General features: G+C 73.9%; 8 protein-coding genes and 1 pseudogene. 8 read left to right on the top strand and 1 reads right to left on the bottom strand.

Annotated features, from left to right (window positions below; all coding sequences use genetic code 11):
- Positions 1-24 precede the first annotated feature (24 nt).
- The 5 genes and pseudogenes from ACGF0D_RS11085 (at position 25) to ACGF0D_RS11105 (ending at position 10330) form a co-directional block, all read left to right on the top strand.
- A complete protein-coding gene (locus tag ACGF0D_RS11085; protein ID WP_392914814.1) occupies positions 25-810 on the top strand; it encodes a class I SAM-dependent methyltransferase in 786 nt (261 codons plus the stop codon).
- 146 nt (positions 811-956) lie between these two features.
- The gene (locus tag ACGF0D_RS11090; RefSeq protein WP_392914816.1) at positions 957-6917 is read left to right on the top strand and encodes a hypothetical protein; all 5961 of its coding nucleotides are present in this window, start codon (positions 957-959) and stop codon (positions 6915-6917) included.
- A complete protein-coding gene (locus ACGF0D_RS11095; protein WP_392914818.1) occupies positions 6914-8434 on the top strand; it encodes a hypothetical protein in 1521 nt (506 codons plus the stop codon). The genes ACGF0D_RS11090 and ACGF0D_RS11095 overlap by 4 nt, the downstream gene beginning before the upstream one ends.
- A gap of 190 nt (positions 8435-8624) precedes the next feature.
- Positions 8625-8948: pseudogene (locus tag ACGF0D_RS11100) on the top strand (carboxylesterase family protein); the annotation flags it as partial.
- Positions 8949-9145: 197 nt separating this feature from the next.
- The gene (locus ACGF0D_RS11105; RefSeq protein ID WP_392914820.1) at positions 9146-10330 is read left to right on the top strand and encodes a cytochrome P450; all 1185 of its coding nucleotides are present in this window, start codon (positions 9146-9148) and stop codon (positions 10328-10330) included.
- Positions 10331-10405: 75 nt separating this feature from the next.
- Here the strand turns inward: ACGF0D_RS11105 and ACGF0D_RS11110 are convergent, their stop codons facing one another.
- A complete protein-coding gene (locus ACGF0D_RS11110) occupies positions 10406-11143 on the bottom strand; it encodes a FadR/GntR family transcriptional regulator (RefSeq protein ID WP_392914821.1) in 738 nt (245 codons plus the stop codon).
- A 56-nt stretch (positions 11144-11199) separates the two neighbouring features.
- Between ACGF0D_RS11110 and ACGF0D_RS11115 the strand changes: the two genes are divergently transcribed.
- The 3 genes from ACGF0D_RS11115 (at position 11200) to ACGF0D_RS11125 (ending at position 14923) form a co-directional block, all read left to right on the top strand.
- Positions 11200-12012, top strand: a complete 813-nt coding sequence (locus ACGF0D_RS11115; RefSeq protein ID WP_392914823.1) for a gamma-glutamyl-gamma-aminobutyrate hydrolase family protein — start codon at positions 11200-11202, stop codon at positions 12010-12012.
- The gene (locus ACGF0D_RS11120) at positions 12009-13454 is read left to right on the top strand and encodes an amino acid permease (RefSeq protein ID WP_392914825.1); all 1446 of its coding nucleotides are present in this window, start codon (positions 12009-12011) and stop codon (positions 13452-13454) included. Before ACGF0D_RS11115 ends, ACGF0D_RS11120 begins: the two co-directional genes overlap by 4 nt.
- A 236-nt stretch (positions 13455-13690) precedes the next feature.
- Positions 13691-14923 carry an alpha/beta hydrolase family protein gene (locus ACGF0D_RS11125; RefSeq protein WP_392882145.1) on the top strand — a complete coding sequence of 411 codons (1233 nt, stop codon included), beginning with the start codon at positions 13691-13693 and terminating at the stop codon, positions 14921-14923.
- The last annotated feature ends 164 nt before the right edge of the window (positions 14924-15087 follow it).

The following is a 15087-nucleotide window of genomic DNA, read 5'->3' on the forward strand; positions in this document are numbered from 1 at the left end:
CGCCGTCAACAGGGGAGGCCGACAGTGGAGACCAGGACGAGGGACGCGGATCCGGTCCGGGTGCTGGACGTGGCGAGCGCCGACTACCGCCGGGCGTTCGAACTCTTCCTGGCCGGCACCGACGAGAAGCCGATCACCCACGCCCGGCTGGGCGAGATCGCGGCCGCCCTGCCACACCGCCGGGTCCTGCTGGACCTCGGCGCGGGCGACGGCCGCACCACCGCCCACCTGAGCCGCTCCTTCGACCGCACGATCGCGGTGGAACCCAGCGCCGCGATGCGCGAGAAACTCCGCACGGCCTGCCCCGACGCCCTGGTCCTCCCGGAGCCGCTCGACCGGGCGCACCCGCCCGAGCAGGCCGACCTCGTCCACCTCTCGCACGTGCTCTACTACGTGCCCGAGGCGCACTGGCTCGGCACCGTCACCCGCGCCCTGGACTGGACGGCATTCGGCGGCACCCTCCTGGTGGTGCTCCAGAACCCGGAGAGCCCCTGCATGCGGATGGCCGCGCACTTCACCGGCGTCCGCTACGACCTCGGCCCGCTCGCCGACCGCCTGCGCGAGCGGCACCCGGAGCACGACTACGACCTCGAAACCCTCGACCTCCACTACCGCACGCCCCACCTCGCCGAGGCGGTGGACGTCGCCGAGTTCATGGTCAACGTCGCCGACCTGGCCACCCTCGACCCCCGCCCCTCCCGCACGGCCCTCACCGCCTACGTCCAGGAGCACTTCGCCCTCCCTGCCGGCGGCTACGCCATCGGCCACACCCAGGACATGCTCATCATCCGCCGCGCCGCCCGCACCTGACCCGCCGCCCGGGGCCCGTCCCCGGTTGACCCGCCGCCCGGGTTGTGTACGACCTCTCGTCAATCCGATGTTTGAAAGCCGAGAGGGAGTGCTGAACTGGCCGATTCCCCTGCGGACGAGCTCGGGAGCGTGTGAGGATGGCGGGCGTGCCGCCAGCTCCCGAACTTCGCCGTTGGCTCTCCAGTCAGCCGCCGGATGCCCTTCAGCACCTGCTCGCCTTCGTCGCCGTCGTGCACGGCCACCCCTTCGCGTACCGGGGCGAACCGACCCGGCAGGCCGGCGCGAACGCCGCGGGCATGCGTTCCTGGGTCGCCAAGGCGCCCATGGACCTGCTCCTGCACATAGCCGCGGTCGGCCACGAGGTGGCCGACCAGATGGCCCGTCAGCGCGGCTTCACGAAGCAGGGCTTACGGAGCGTGGGCACCGAGTGCCTGACGGCGGTGTTGACGAGCCTGCCACCGTCGCTCGCCTGCCTCGCCCTCCACTGGTATCCGCTGGCCGACGAGGACATGCCCGAGCGCGGCCGGGTCCTGGAGCACTGGGACGCACTGTGGGAGGCCGCTGTCACGCCGGCCGACTGGCCCGAGCCGAAACGCCGGCGCGCGAGCAGGACGGAGCCGCCCGGGTTCGGCGCGGCCGCGCAGGAGGACCAGTGCGGCGACCCGCACAGCACACGATCCGAAGCCGCAGACGGGGAGAACTTGGTGTCTGACGACCTGGCGGGGCAGCTCGAAGCCGCTGCGCACCGCCTGCGCAGGGAAGGCGAGGCGCTGGCCGGGCGGCTGGAGAGCCTCGCGGTGGACGTCCGCCGGGGAGCGGGGAATCGGGACGCCGGCCTGTCCGCGGCGGTGGACGCCTGGTACGACCGGCGGGCTGCCACGGCCGAGTTGGCGCTCGGACTCGGCGCCGACGTCCGGTGGACGGCCGCGCAGACCCATGACGACCTCGACCGGATCCTGGCGGACGTCCGCTCGGCGAAGGTCGTCGAGGAGATCGCGGCGGCGGAGGCCGAGCGTGCGGACCTCGTCGCCATGGTGGCCACGGTGAACTACGCGGGCGTGCGGAGTGCGCTGCAGGTGGAGATCGACGCCATCGACACCCGGCTCCGGGAGCTGCGGTCGGTCACGGAACGGCAGCCGGTGCCCGGCCCGGCCGACGTCACCCGCCCCGAGGAGTCCGCCGGGCCGGACGGGGCGGCCGAGGCCGCGGGCGAGGAACTGCCGTCCCCGGCCGGTGCGGAGGCGGAGGCGGATGCCGTCCCGGCCGCGATCGAGCGCGAAGCGCAGCCGCCGGAGGTCGCGGTCGAGGCGTCCGAGCAGCCCGTCGACACCCTCGACACGCCGGTCCCCGAGGAGGAGTTCGCGGTCCAGGAGACCGTACCGGCGGAGCCCACGGCGGGCGACGGCGCGACCGGATCCGAGCCGGCGCCGGCCGGCGAGGCCCCGGAGACCGTACCGACGGAGCCGTCCGTGTCCCCGCGGACCGCGGCCGAGTCCGACAGCCGAGTCGGGCCCGCCACCACCGCCACGGTCGCGATCGGTGAACCGCCGGTCGTGCCCGAGCAGTTGGTGGAGAAGCGCGCCGTCCACCCGCTCGGCATCCCGAAGCAGACCTCGCCCGAGGCCGAGCCGAAGGCCGCCGAGCCGGTCGCGGCACCGGTGACCGTCGAGCCGACCGCCGAGCCGACCGCCGAGCCGACCGCCGAGCCGACCGCCGAGCCGACCGACGTCTGGACGCGGACCGGTGCCGGCCCCTCCCCGGTCGCGCAGCTGATCTCCGAGGGCCGGCTGGCCGAGGCGTACTGGCTGACCACGGCCGCCCGGGAGCGCCGGGAGCGGCGCCAGTCCCTGGCCTTCGCCACGTCGGCGTTCGGGCTGGTCCCCGGGCAGCAGGCCGCGATAGCCCTGCAGATCGGCGTCGAGGACGGGGCGCTGCCGACCGCGGAGGACCGCGACGGCTACCTCATCGCGCTGGCCGCCGCGGTGCGCAGCGGACTGCAGGCGGGGTGGGCGCTGCCGATCGTCAACGACTTCGCCCAGCTCCCGGGCCTGCCCGAGGTCTGGAACGAGCTCTTCCGGACGCTGGCCCTGGAGATCCGCAGGGGGGTGTCCGTCCAGCCGGGCGACGAGGTCCGGCTCGGGCAGGACGACACCGTCGACCCGGCGGACCTGCGTGACCGGGCGCAGGCCCTCAAGGCCCGTCTGGGGACCAGCAAGGTGGCGTACCAGCTCGCGTCGCGGGTGCTCCAGACCCTGCTCAAGGACGACGCGGAGCTGGGGCACACCCTCAACCTGATCGTGGCGTGGTCGGCGGGCGGCGCCACCTCCGAAGAGCTCCGTCAGGACCTGGAGAACACCTACGGGGAACACGACGCGATCGATCGGATCATCAGGGAGGCGACGCGCCGGGTCAGTTCGCCCAACCAGCGGAAGACCAAGATCATCGCCACCGCCCTGGACCAACTCCGAGGGCGCATCGGGGAGGTGATGGCGCTGCTGCGCGAGGCGGTCCAGGTCGCCGAGATGCCGCCGCGCGGCGACAGCCGGCGGCTCGGAAGCGAGCTGGTCGCGGCGCTGCGGGCGGCGCGGCAGGCGGCACCGCTGCCGGGCCCCGGCGGCGAGGCGGTCCGGCTGCTGCTCGACTGGATCGGCACCGGAGACTCCCGGGGCGTCTCACGGGCCCTGCCCGGCCTGCCCGGCACCGACGTGCTGCTCGTCCTGCCCCGCCTGGCCTGGACCGCGGCGGCCGACGGCCAGGACACGCCCGACCTCGGCGCCGCGGACTCCCTGGACGCGCTGCTGGAGCTCGTGCGGCCCGCCGACCCGGGGAAGGCCTTCGCCGCCCACCTCGACCGCGGTGACCTGCACATCGCCGGGCGACTGCTCGACCTGGCGGCGGCGGGCCGGCTGGGCACCGTCGCCGCGCCCGAGGCGAACCAGCTGGACGCGTGGCGGCGCAGGCTCGGCGACGCCGAGGCCCATTGGCGGGAGCGGGCCGACGCGGCCCTGCGCCAGGCCGACAACCTCTTCGCGCAGGTCCGCCTGCAGAACCTGCTCACCCCCGAGCAGGAGAGCCATCTGGCGGCCCAGCTCCTCGACCTCAAGACCTCGGACCGCAGCCTGCGGTTCCGTCCGCTGCTGGAACGGGTGCGGGACGTCGTCTCCCAGCTGAAGGACCGGATGGTGGAGAAGACGGACCAGCTGCGCGAGCAACTGGTCGAGCTGAAGCTCGAAGCGGCGGACCTCGCCCGGATCAGCGCGCTGATCGACCGCGGCGACGTCGCCACCGCCGAGGAACTGCTCACCTTCGCCCGCAAGGGCGACCGCATCCCGGAGCAGGTCGTCGAGACCGGCACCGAGCTGGCGGCCTTCCTGGAGGGCGTGCGCCACCCGGACTCGCCCAAGGCCGGCAGCACCGGAGCCGACGCGCGCTGGTGGTTCGACCACTACGCGCGCGGGCGCTCCGGACAGGCGGAGACCGACGCGGTCACGGCGGCCCTGGCGGCCTGGGAGGCGCTCGGACGGTTGAACGAGCGCCGCAACTCCTTCCAGAAGCACGTCCCCAGCGTGTTGCGGATGCTCGGCCTGAGCGTCAAGGGCCCGGTCCGGCTGGTGGACCAGGACCGCAAGGACTGGCAGGTGATGACGCTCTCGATCACCGCGGAGATCAGCGACAACGTCCCGGGCTACGTGTCCCTGATCGGCTCCCGTGCCAAGGGCGTCTACCGGGTCCTCCTCGTCGGCACCGAGGAGGTCGGCGCCGACGCCCTGCTGCGTCACCTGCCCGAGTCCGCGCTCGGCGCCAACATCATCCTCTACCTGCAGCCGCTCGGCATCGGCGGGCGCCGGCGGCTCGCCCAGGCCTCCCACCAGAAGCCGCAGCAGGCGATCGTCGTCGACCCGGCGGTGTTCGGCTGGATCGCCGCCGGTGAGGCCCGATCCTTCCGCGCGGTGCAGCGGGTGACGCTGCCGTGGGCCGCGTACCGGCCGTACGAGCCCTTCCGGGCCGGTCAGGTCGCCGCCGAGGTGTTCAAGGGCCGCGACCACGAGAAGCGCACGATCATGGCCCGCGAGGGCGGCCTCTTCCTCTACGGCGGGCGGCAGCTGGGCAAGTCCTCGCTGCTCCAGCAGGTGGCCGACAGCTTCCGGTCCGGGCACGGCGGCAACCAGGTCGCGGTCTACACCGACCTCCGGTTCGCCGAGATCGGGCTCAGCCGGCTTCCGCAGGAGATCTGGGGCGTGCTGGCGCAGCAGCTGAAGGCCGCCGGGGTGCTCGACCGCAGCGTCTCGGAGCACGCTGCCCCCACCGCCATCGGCGACCAGGTCCAGCAGTGGCTGAACGCGAGCGAGGAGCGCCGTATCCTCTTCCTCGCCGACGAGGCGGACGCCTTCCTCAACGCGGACGCCCGGCCGGTCGAGACGGCGGGGGCGCAGTCGACCTTCCGGACCCTCACCGGCCTGATGAAGCTGATGGCCGACACCGAGCGCCGCTTCAAGATCGTGTTCGCGGGCCTGCACCAGGTGCAGCGCTACAACCGGCTCACCAACTCCATCACCGGGCACGGCGGCGAACCGGTCCTGGTCGGTCCGCTGCGCGCGAAGGCCGCGATCGACCTGGTCGTCGAGCCGCTGGCCGCGGCCGGACTCTTCTTCGAGAACCCCGATCTGGTCTGGAGCATCCTGGCCCTGACCAACAACCAGGCCAACCTCGTGCAGATCGTCTGCGAGGGGCTGGTCGAGGAGATGCAGGGCCGCTCCCTGTCCGCGGAGGGCGGGCGCCCCCGGATCACCAACGCCGACGTGCAGAAGGTCGTCGAGAACGGAGGCATCCGGGACAAGATCCGGGACCGGCTCCGCCTGACCATCGACCTGGAGGACAGGTACCGGGTCCTGACGCTGATCCTGGCCCTGCGCAGCCTCACGGACGGCTACGCCCGCGGCTACACGCCCCAGGAGCTCCAGGAGGAGGCGCACCGGGTCTGGCCGGACGGGTTCCCGGAGCAGAACGGCGTGGACGAGGTCAGGACCGACCTGGTGGAGATGGAGGGCCTCGGCCTGGTCCTCCCGCTCCCCGGCCGGAGCAACAGCTTCGTCATGCGCAGCCCGAACCTCGTCAACATGCTCGGCACCCGTGACGAGCTGAAAGCGGAGCTGCGCACCAGCGAGTTCACCCAGAAGTACGACTACAACCCGCGCGTCGCCCGCCGGTCCATCGGCGTCGACCGCAAGCGGGTCATGCGGATGAGCCCGTTGACGGACGAGCAGTGGCACGACGCGCTGTTCCGGCGCACGGCGGTGGTCACGGCCACGGCGGCGCTCGGTGCCGGCTCCCTGGCCAGGGCCGCGGAGCAGCACGTCGGACGAGCGTGTCAGGTGGTGCCCGTGGCGCCCGCGGAGCTGACCCAGACGGTCACCAAGTGGGCCCGGGAGCGCTCCCCGCACCTGCTCTTCGTCGACCTGCGGGGCGTTCCGGTGGCGCGGGTGCGGGCCGACGTCGAGCGGCTCGCCAAGTACGCCTCGGTGTCGGAGGAGGAGGGCAAGGAGATCCCGCGCCGGCGCGCGCTGGTGGTCGTCGACCCGTTGACCGCGCTGCGCCCCGACTTCCCGAAGGTTTCCCGGACGCAGCCGCGGCGCTGGAACACGACCAGCCTGCGGGCCTGGCCGGAGCAGCCCTTCGTCTCGGTCCAGGAGCGTCGCAACCTGATCGAGGTGACCGGGGGCTGGCCCGGCTTCGTCGAGCGGGCCATCGCCCAGTACCTGCAGGGCACCCCCCGGGAGACGGTCTTCGACGACCTCCGGGCCCGGACGGACGACCCGGAGTTCGCCCGTGACCACCTGCGGCGGGTCGGCCTCTCCGACCGCCGGGTCGGGCAGATGGCCGGCTGGGCCGACATGTTCAGCCCGGAGGAGCACCGGCAGGGAAGGGCCCACACCATCCCGCAGGACCTGGCCGTCGTGCTCGACGACGACCTGGACGAGGCCGAGGCGCTGCTGGCGGACCTGGAGGCCCTCGGGGTCCTCGACGACGACGGCGAGGTCCTCACCGTCGACAGCGTCACCTTCCGCGCACTCAAGACCGTGGCGGGCGCGCAGGGTGGGGCGGTGTGACCGAGCTCGTCGATCCGGCCGGCGCGCTGTCCGCGGAGGCGGTCCGGTACCTGCCGGGCGCACGGCGCCACTGTGCCGGGGTGCTCGCCGACCTGCGCGCCGGGCTGAGCTGCGTCTGGCTGTTCCCGGACGCCGAGGTGGAGTCGGGCCGCGCCGACCGGGCCGTGGAGCAGGTGATCCACGGCCTGGACGACGTCGTGGACGTTCCCGGCCGGGAGCCGGGTCCGCGCCCGGCTCCGGCCGCGGACCCGCCGGAGCCGTGGGGTTCCTGGGAGCCGCTCGGCAGCGGGGGCGAACCGGGCGATCACCGCTTCGAGGACGCCTTCGACGTCGACGACGGTTTCTTCGACGTCGACGACGGCTTCGGGGACTGGGACGCGTTCGGGGCTGTCGGCGGTGGCGGCCACCGGGCGTCCGACGGCCTGCCGCCGGCCCCCACCCCCGACGACCGGTCGTCCGACGGCCCGGACACCGACGTCGCCGCGCGCCTGGCCCGCAGCCTCGGCCTGGACGGGGACCTGGTCTCCGGGCTGGTCGGCGGCGCGGACGGCCGTACGCCCGTGCTCGTCGTCCGGGCCTGGGCCGAGGCGGACCCGCACGCGGTCTCGCGGCTGGTACGACGTTTCCAGGCCGCCGTGAAGGAGGCCGGCCTCAAGCCGAGCGATCGCCCGCGCCTCCTGGTGGCTTCCCGCCTCCAGGACCTGGAGGCGGACACCATGGGGCTGCTCGACGGAACGGTGTCGAGGCCGCACTGGTGGTGGGGGGTCTGGAACCACCTCGACACGGCCACCGTGGTCGCGGACGCGATCCCGCACACGGGCTTCGGACAGGCCCACGACCGCATGACGCCGGCCAAGCTCATCCGGCACGCCCTGCGCCGCGAGACCGTGGTCCAGACGGCCGGGCCGGATCTGGGACTGGCGGTGGAGCTCGCCAGGGCCTGGAACGGCAGGACCGGCGACCTGGCCTCCGCCCTCCGTGCGTGCTGCCCCGTGGACACCGCCGTCGAGCAGGGCGCCCAGGGGCAGGCCACGCCCGGAGCGGCGTACGCGCCGCTCCCCGAGAACGGCCTGCGTGAACGCTGGTCGGCCGGGCTGGTCGACAGCTGGGAGGGGCAGGTCCGGCACAGCCCCCGCGCCGGTGCGAGGAGCTCCGGTGGCACGGAACTCGACAAGCTGGTCTGGCAGGCCCAGAACCGCGTCCTGCTGCCGCTCATCGACGACGCCCGCCTCGGCTTCGTCGAGCTGCTTCCACGCATAGCGGTGCGCGGTGTCACCCGACTCGTCGACACCTATGTCCGGCGGTCCCTGCGCGACGCCAACGGCTCGTCGGCGGATGCGGCATCCATGGAACTCGGTGAGCTCTACGACGCGGCGGTGCACCGGGACATCACCCTGACCGAGGTCCAGTTCGCCCGGCTGCGCACGCTCCGGCGGGCCCGCAACAAGCTCGCCCACCGCACGCCCATCGACGATGCCCTGCTCCAGGACCTGCTGGACGCGCTCTCCGGCTTCTGACACCCGCGCCCGGTGAGGGGTGGCCCGGCGGGGCGGGCAGTGGGAATTCGGTTGCGGCCGTGCCGCGCAGGAGGAAGGCTCCTACGGCCCGAACCTCCCGAAACCCTTCCGAAACCGGACGTCCCGATGAGCAACGTCATAGCCGGCACCCGTCACGGTCAGGTCCGAGGAGGGCCGCGCCGCCCACGGCGCGGACACCTACGTCTACGAGTACACCCAGCCCTCCCCGGTCCTGGACGGCGCCCTCGGCGCCTGCCACATGGCCGAGCTCGGCTCCGTGTTCGGGAACCCGCACGACCCGCTGACGGACCCGTCGACCCATCCGCTGCTGTCCGACCGGATCCGCGGCGCCTGGACGTCCTTCGCCCGCCACGGCCGCCCCACCGACGGCCACCTGCCGTCCTGGCCCGCCTACCTGCCCGGCCGGTCCGTCATGTTCCTGGACGCCACCGCGCCCGCCGTCCGCCAGGACCCGGCCCGGCCCGAACGGCTCCTGTGGGACGGGCGGCGCTGACCGGAACGCCGGAGACCGGGCGGCACTGACCGGAGCGCGGGGGGACCGCGCGGCGCAGGGGGCGGCTCCGGCTCGAAAGAGGGCGCGCGCACGAGGCCCGCGCGCGCCCGCACGCCGCACGGGATCGGCGCCGAAGCGCGCGGCGGCGCGAGCACCTGGGTATCGGGAGTGGATATCGGGTGGTCTCGGGAGGGTCCATGAGTGAGCAGGAAGCGCCGCCGGTCTCGATCTTCTACCGTCGCGACGGGCTCGGCCCGGGCCCGGCGCTGAGCGAGGCCCAGCGGGGGGAGCCGGTCCGGCGGGTCCGGGACTTCTGGCTGCACCGGGTCGGCGAGTACTGGCTCGTCACCCGGCACGCCGACGTGCGGCGCGTGCTGGCCGACCAGGAGACGTTCGCGATGTACGACCCGGAACGCGCTCCGGTCCTGCCGAACGAGCTCCTCAACATGGACGCGCCGGAGCACACGCGGCTGCGCCGGGTCCTGACGCCGGAGTTCACCGGGAAGCGGATCCGCTCACTGGAGCCGATGATCCGCACCCTGGCCGACGAGCTGATCGACGCCATGGAGTCGCGGGGGCGCTCGGCGGACCTGATGGACGACTTCGCCCTGCCGCTGCCCCTCGGGGTGATCTGCGCGTTGCTCGGCGTTCCCGACCCCGACCAGGGGCAGTTCCACCGCTGGTCCCGCACCACGCTGGACCTCGGACTGCCGATGGAGGAACGGCTCGCGGCCGGCCGGGAGTCGCACGCGTACATGGCCTCCCTGGTCGCGGAGAAACGGCGCAGCCCGGATGACGGGATGATCGGCATGCTCGTCCGGGAGCACGGCGGTGCGGTGTCGGACTCCGAACTGGTCGGTGTCTGCGAGCTGCTGCTGCTCGCCGGCCACGTCACCGTGTCCAACACGATCGGCCTGGGCGTGCTGGCTCTGCTGTCGCACCCGGAACAGGCCGCCCGGCTGCGCGCCGCCGCCGAGGACGATCCGGTGATCGACACCGCCGTCGAGGAGCTGCTGCGCTACCTGTCGGTGTCCAGCACCGCGCTGGCCCGGACGGCGCGGCGTGACACCGAGGTCGGCGGTGTGCCGATCAAGGCCGGTGACCAGGTCGTCTGCCAACTGCCCGTGGCCAACCGCGACCCGGCGCTCGGCGCCGGGATGGAGCGCTTCGACATCGGACGCGTGCCCGTGTCGCACGTGGCCTTCGGGCACGGCCCGCACCGCTGCCTCGGCGCACCGCTGGCCCGCGTCGAACTGCGGGTCGCGGTGCCCGCGCTGCTGCGGCGGCTGCCCGGGCTCGCCCTCGCGTGCCCGGCCGAGGACGTCGCCTACCGGGTCAACAACGAGGTCTACGGTCTCCACGCGCTGCCCGTCACCTGGTGACCGGTGCCGCCGCCCCGACCGACGGCCGGGGCGGCGGCACGCGCACCTGGGTACCGGGCGGCGTTCGCCGGTCCGTCAGGCGGGGCGGGGCGGCTGCTGGACGAAGGGGAGGAAGAGGTCCGCGGTGGCCTCGGCGTGGACGGTGAACTGTTCGCGGGCCCGGGCCGGGTCGCGGTCCTCGATCGCGGCGGCGAGGGCGCGGTGGCGCTGGTCGGGGGTGCTGCGGGCCTCGGTGCCGCCGGGGTGGTTGGCGAGCAGCCGGGTCAGCTCGTGCTGGATCCCCTGCTCGGCCTCCAACAGGCGCTTGGAGCCGGAGAGTTCGGCGATGTGCAGGTGGAGTCCGGCGTCCGCCGTGCGGTAGGCCTCCGCGTCGGCGAGGGCCGCGTCGGCGGTGGCCTCCAGCTCGCGCATCCGGGCCAGTCCCGCTTCGGAGGCCTGCCGGGCGGCCCGGGCGGAGGCCTCTCCGGACACGGCGATCCGCCAGGCCGTCAGCTCCTCGATGTCGGCGAGCGTGTACGGGTGGAGGGCGGTCAGTTCGCCGATGCGGGTGAGGATGTCGGGGACGACGTAGGTGCCGGCGCCGTGGCCGCGCCGCGTCTCGATCAGGCCGTCCTCGCGCAGCACCGCCATCGAGTGGCGGACCGTCATCACGGCGACCCCGAACAGCTCGGCCAGGGTCTTCTCCGGCGGTAGGCGGTCACCCCCGACGAGGATCCGCGCGCCGATCAGTTCGCCGAGCCGGCGGGCGATGGCCTCCGCGGCCCCCGCAGAACGCACCGGCTCGATGTGTTGAGTCCACCCCTTGCCATCCATGAAATCTATCTTCTAGATTTCGCATCTCATCCGCAAGCCGTTCAACAGGAGAGCCTATGAGCGTCACCGACCACCCGGCACCCCTCATCGGGATACCCGTACGCCTCAGCGACGGCGACGCCCCGGACGCCGACGTGCGGATCGGCGAGGCGAACCGCATCTTCGACGAGGTCGTCGGCCTGGTCCGGGCCGCCGGCGCCGAGCCCGTCCTGCTGCAGCCGGACTCCGCGGACAGCCCGCTGGACGAGCGGCTCGCCGGCTGCGCCGGCTTCGTGGTGCCCGGCGGAGGGGACGTCGACCCGGCCCTGTACGGTGCCGACTCCGACCACCCGTCGCTGTACGACGTCAACCCCGTACAGGACGGGCTGGACGCCGCGGTGGTCCGGTACGCCCTGGAGCACCGGCGGCCGATGCTCGGGATCTGCCGCGGCATGCAGCTGCTCAACATCCTCCGCGGGGGGAGCCTCCACGTCGACATGGCGCCGACCCCGGTCACGCACAACCCGGAGCCCGGCGTCGAGTGGGCCGTCCACGACGTCGCGCTGTCGGCCGACAGCGCGGTGGCCGAGGCGTTCGGGCGAGGCCGGATCCCGGTGGCCTCCGGGCACCACCAGGCGGTCGACCGGGTGGGCGACGGACTGCGGGTGTCGGCCCGCGCCGACGACGGGTGCGTGGAAGCCGTCGAGGCGTCCGGCGACCCGCAGGCGGCCTGGACCGTCGGCGTCCAGTGGCACCCGGAGGCGCTCGAACCCGACTCCGAGCTGCGGCTGCCGCTGTTCCGCGCGCTGCTGGCCCAGGTGAACGCCCAGACGGACGGCCGGGTGAACGCCCAGGCGGACGCCCAACCGAGAGTGGAGCCGCAGTCGTGAGCGATACCAAGGGAACCGCGGGCGCCGGTACCGTCGCGGCCGGGCAGGACCGCACGGTCGGGCAGACCGGCGCGGCGGGCGGCGGGCCGCAGCTGTCGCGGAGCCTGCTCAGCCGCCACATGACCATGATCAGCATCGGCGGAGCGGTCGGCGCCGGGCTGTTCGTCGGCTCGGGCGTGAGCATCCAGCAGGCGGGCCCGGGCGTCCTGATCGCCTACGGCCTGACGGCCGCCATCGTCGTGGTCGTCATGCGGATGCTCGCCGAGATGTCCGTGACCCGCCCCGACACCGGCGCCTTCGCGGTGTACGGCCGACTGGCGTTCGGCCGCTGGGCCGGGTTCGCCAGCGGCTGGATCTACTGGGTCGGCTGGCCGCTGGGCATGTGCATCGAGTCCATCGCGGCCGGGCAGATCGTGCACGGCTGGCTCCCGGCCCTCCCGGTCTGGCTGGTCGCCCTGGTGATGCTCGGCACGGTGACCGCCGTCAACCTCGTCTCCGTGCGCGCCTACGGCGAGATGGAGTTCTGGGTGGTGTGGGTCAAGGTCGCGGTGATCGCCCTGTTCATCGCCGTCGGCCTGGTCGCGGTCGCCGGCCTGCTGCCGGGCACGTCCGCGCCCGGCACCGGGAACCTGCTGGGCCAGGGGGGCTTCCTCCCGATGGGCCTCAGCGGTGTCGTGATCGCCACCTCCGGCGCGATGTTCTCCTTCTCCGGTACGGAGATCGTGACCATCGCCGCCGGCGAGGCCGAGGACGCCGCCGCCGCGATCCGCAAGAGCACCCGGACGATCATGTGGCGGGTCACCGTCTTCTACCTCGGCTCGCTGTCCGTGGTCGTCCTGCTGCTGCCCTGGAACAGCGCCGCCGTCGGCGAGAGCCCGTTCGCCGCCACCCTCGAGTACCTCGGCATGCCCGGGGCGTCCACCGTGCTGAACATCGTGCTGTTCGCGGCGATGCTCTCCACGATGAACTCCCAGGTCTACGCCAGCTCCCGGATGCTGTTCGCGCTGGCCCGGGACCGCGACGCGCCGTCGCTCTTCGCCCGGATCTCCCGGCGCGGGGCACCGCACGCGGCGATCCTGTTCACCTCCGCGCTGGCGGCGCTCTGCCTGCTCCTGCAGGTCTTCCACCCGACGACCGCCTTCAGCCGGCTCGTCGACATCACCGGCGACACCGTCTACGTCACCTGGATCGGCATCGCCGCGGCCCACCTGGTGCTCGGCCGTCAGGACCGCGCCGGCGGGCGCCGGCCCGTCCCCGGCACCGGCGTCTGGCTGTTCCCGGGGCTCACCTGGGCGGCGCTGCTCGCGCTCCTCGGGCTGTACACGGTGATGATCGTCCTGGAGGACTCGCGCGTCGACGCCCTGCTGGCGCTGGCGCTCACCGTGGCCGTGTCCCTCACGGGGCTGTGGCTGCAACGGAGGCAGTCGTCGCCGTCGGCCTGAGGGCAGGCCGGGTCGGAGCCGACCGACAGCGCGTACCGCGCGGGGGGATGCGGCCGGGGGCGGAGTTCGTGATCCGCTCCTGGTCGCACATTTCCGGACCCACCCGCCCGCTCAGGGTGGAGGCGGCTCCGCCCGAGCGGCGGGGTCCGTCCGGCGCGGCGGGTCCGACCAGCGGCTGAGCTGGTTACGTTGCGGGCAGGACGCGCCGGCGCCGGCCGCGAACCTAACGTGGCGTCATGTCGACAACTCCCCGGTGGCGCAGCGCCGCCCGGTTCGCCGTACCCATCGCCGCCCTCCTCTCGCTGGCCGGCCCGCAGACCGCTTCGGCCGTCTCCCCGGCCGCCGGACCGCCGCCCTCTGCCGCGGCCTCTTCGGCCTCTTCGGCTTCGTCGGGCTCGTCAGCCTTGTCGGCCTCGCCCGCCGGCGCGGCGGCCGAGGTGCGGGTGCCCGCGCCCACCACGCGCCGCCCGATCGGCGCCACCTCGGTCCACCTGGTGGACACCGGCCGGCCCGACCCCTGGCGGCCGGACACCGCCACCCGCGAACTGATGGCCACCCTCTGGTACCCGGCGCAGTCCGCGCGCGGCGAGCAACTGCCGTACCTCTCCCCGGAGCTGTCCACCGCCCGGTACGGCACCCCGGACCTCGCCGCCGTGCGCACGGGGGTCAAGGCCCGCACGGTGCCGGCGCCCGGGCGGCATCCGTTGGTCGTGCTCTCGCCCGGCTTCGGCTACGACCGCTCCTCGCTCACCGCCCTCGCCGAGGACCTCGCGGCCCGGGGCTACGCGGTGGCCGCGCTGGACCACACCTACGAGACGGCCGTGCAGTTCCCCGACGGGCGGATCGAGGCGTGCCTGATCTGCGACAAGGTGGACGACCGGCTGGCGGCCGAGGTGATCCGCAGCCGGGCGAAGGACATCGGCTTCCTGATCGACCGACTGACCGCGCCCGGGCCAGGCCTCGTCCGCGGCCTGCGGATCGACCGCGACCGGATCGGCGCGGCCGGCCACTCCATCGGCGGCGCGAGCGCCGTCGAGGCGATGCGCCAGGACGGCCGGATCCGCGCCGCCGCCAACCTGGACGGCGACTTCTTCGTCCCGCTCCCGGCCGACGGCCTCTCCCGCCCGGTGCTGCTGCTGGGCGCGCAGCGCCACGCCGGCCAGTCCCCGACGGCGAACTGGGACGAGGCCTGGCGGCACCTGACCGGCTGGAAGCGCTGGCTGGACCTGCCGGAGGCCGGACACCTGTCGTTCTGTGACGTGCACTGGCTGGTGGACGCCCTCGGCATCCGCGAGCAACTGCCGCCCGAGGGCCTCGCGGAGCAGTACGGCAGCATCAAGGGCGACCGCGCGCTCGCCGCCACCCGGGCGTACCTCGGCGCGTTCTTCGACCGGCACCTGCTCGACCGCCCGGGCCGGCTGCTGGACGGGCCCTCGGCGGCTTATCCGGAGGTCCGCTTCGCCAAGTAGGCCCGCCGGCTCGGCGGATCCGGCCCGGTCTGCCCTGGTCCGCCCCGGTGCGCTCCGGCCCGCCCCGGGGGCCGGGGCGTCCTCGGCGAACGATTCCGGTCAAGGTCGAGCCGGTCTCCGCCGGTCGTGTCCGGAGACGAACGTTCGGACGGGGGAAGAAGATC

This window comes from Kitasatospora sp. NPDC048298, from assembly GCF_043201465.1.
Classification (GTDB): domain Bacteria; phylum Actinomycetota; class Actinomycetes; order Streptomycetales; family Streptomycetaceae; genus Kitasatospora.

Coding starts and splice junctions, on each gene's coding strand:
- ACGF0D_RS11105 (WP_392914820.1), top strand. CDS start 9,146: ATGAGTGAGCAGGAAGCGCCGCCGGTCTCGATCTTCTACCGTCGCGAC.
- ACGF0D_RS11110 (WP_392914821.1), bottom strand. CDS start 11,143: ATGGATGGCAAGGGGTGGACTCAACACATCGAGCCGGTGCGTTCTGCG.
- ACGF0D_RS11115 (WP_392914823.1), top strand. CDS start 11,200: ATGAGCGTCACCGACCACCCGGCACCCCTCATCGGGATACCCGTACGC.
- ACGF0D_RS11125 (WP_392882145.1), top strand. CDS start 13,691: ATGTCGACAACTCCCCGGTGGCGCAGCGCCGCCCGGTTCGCCGTACCC.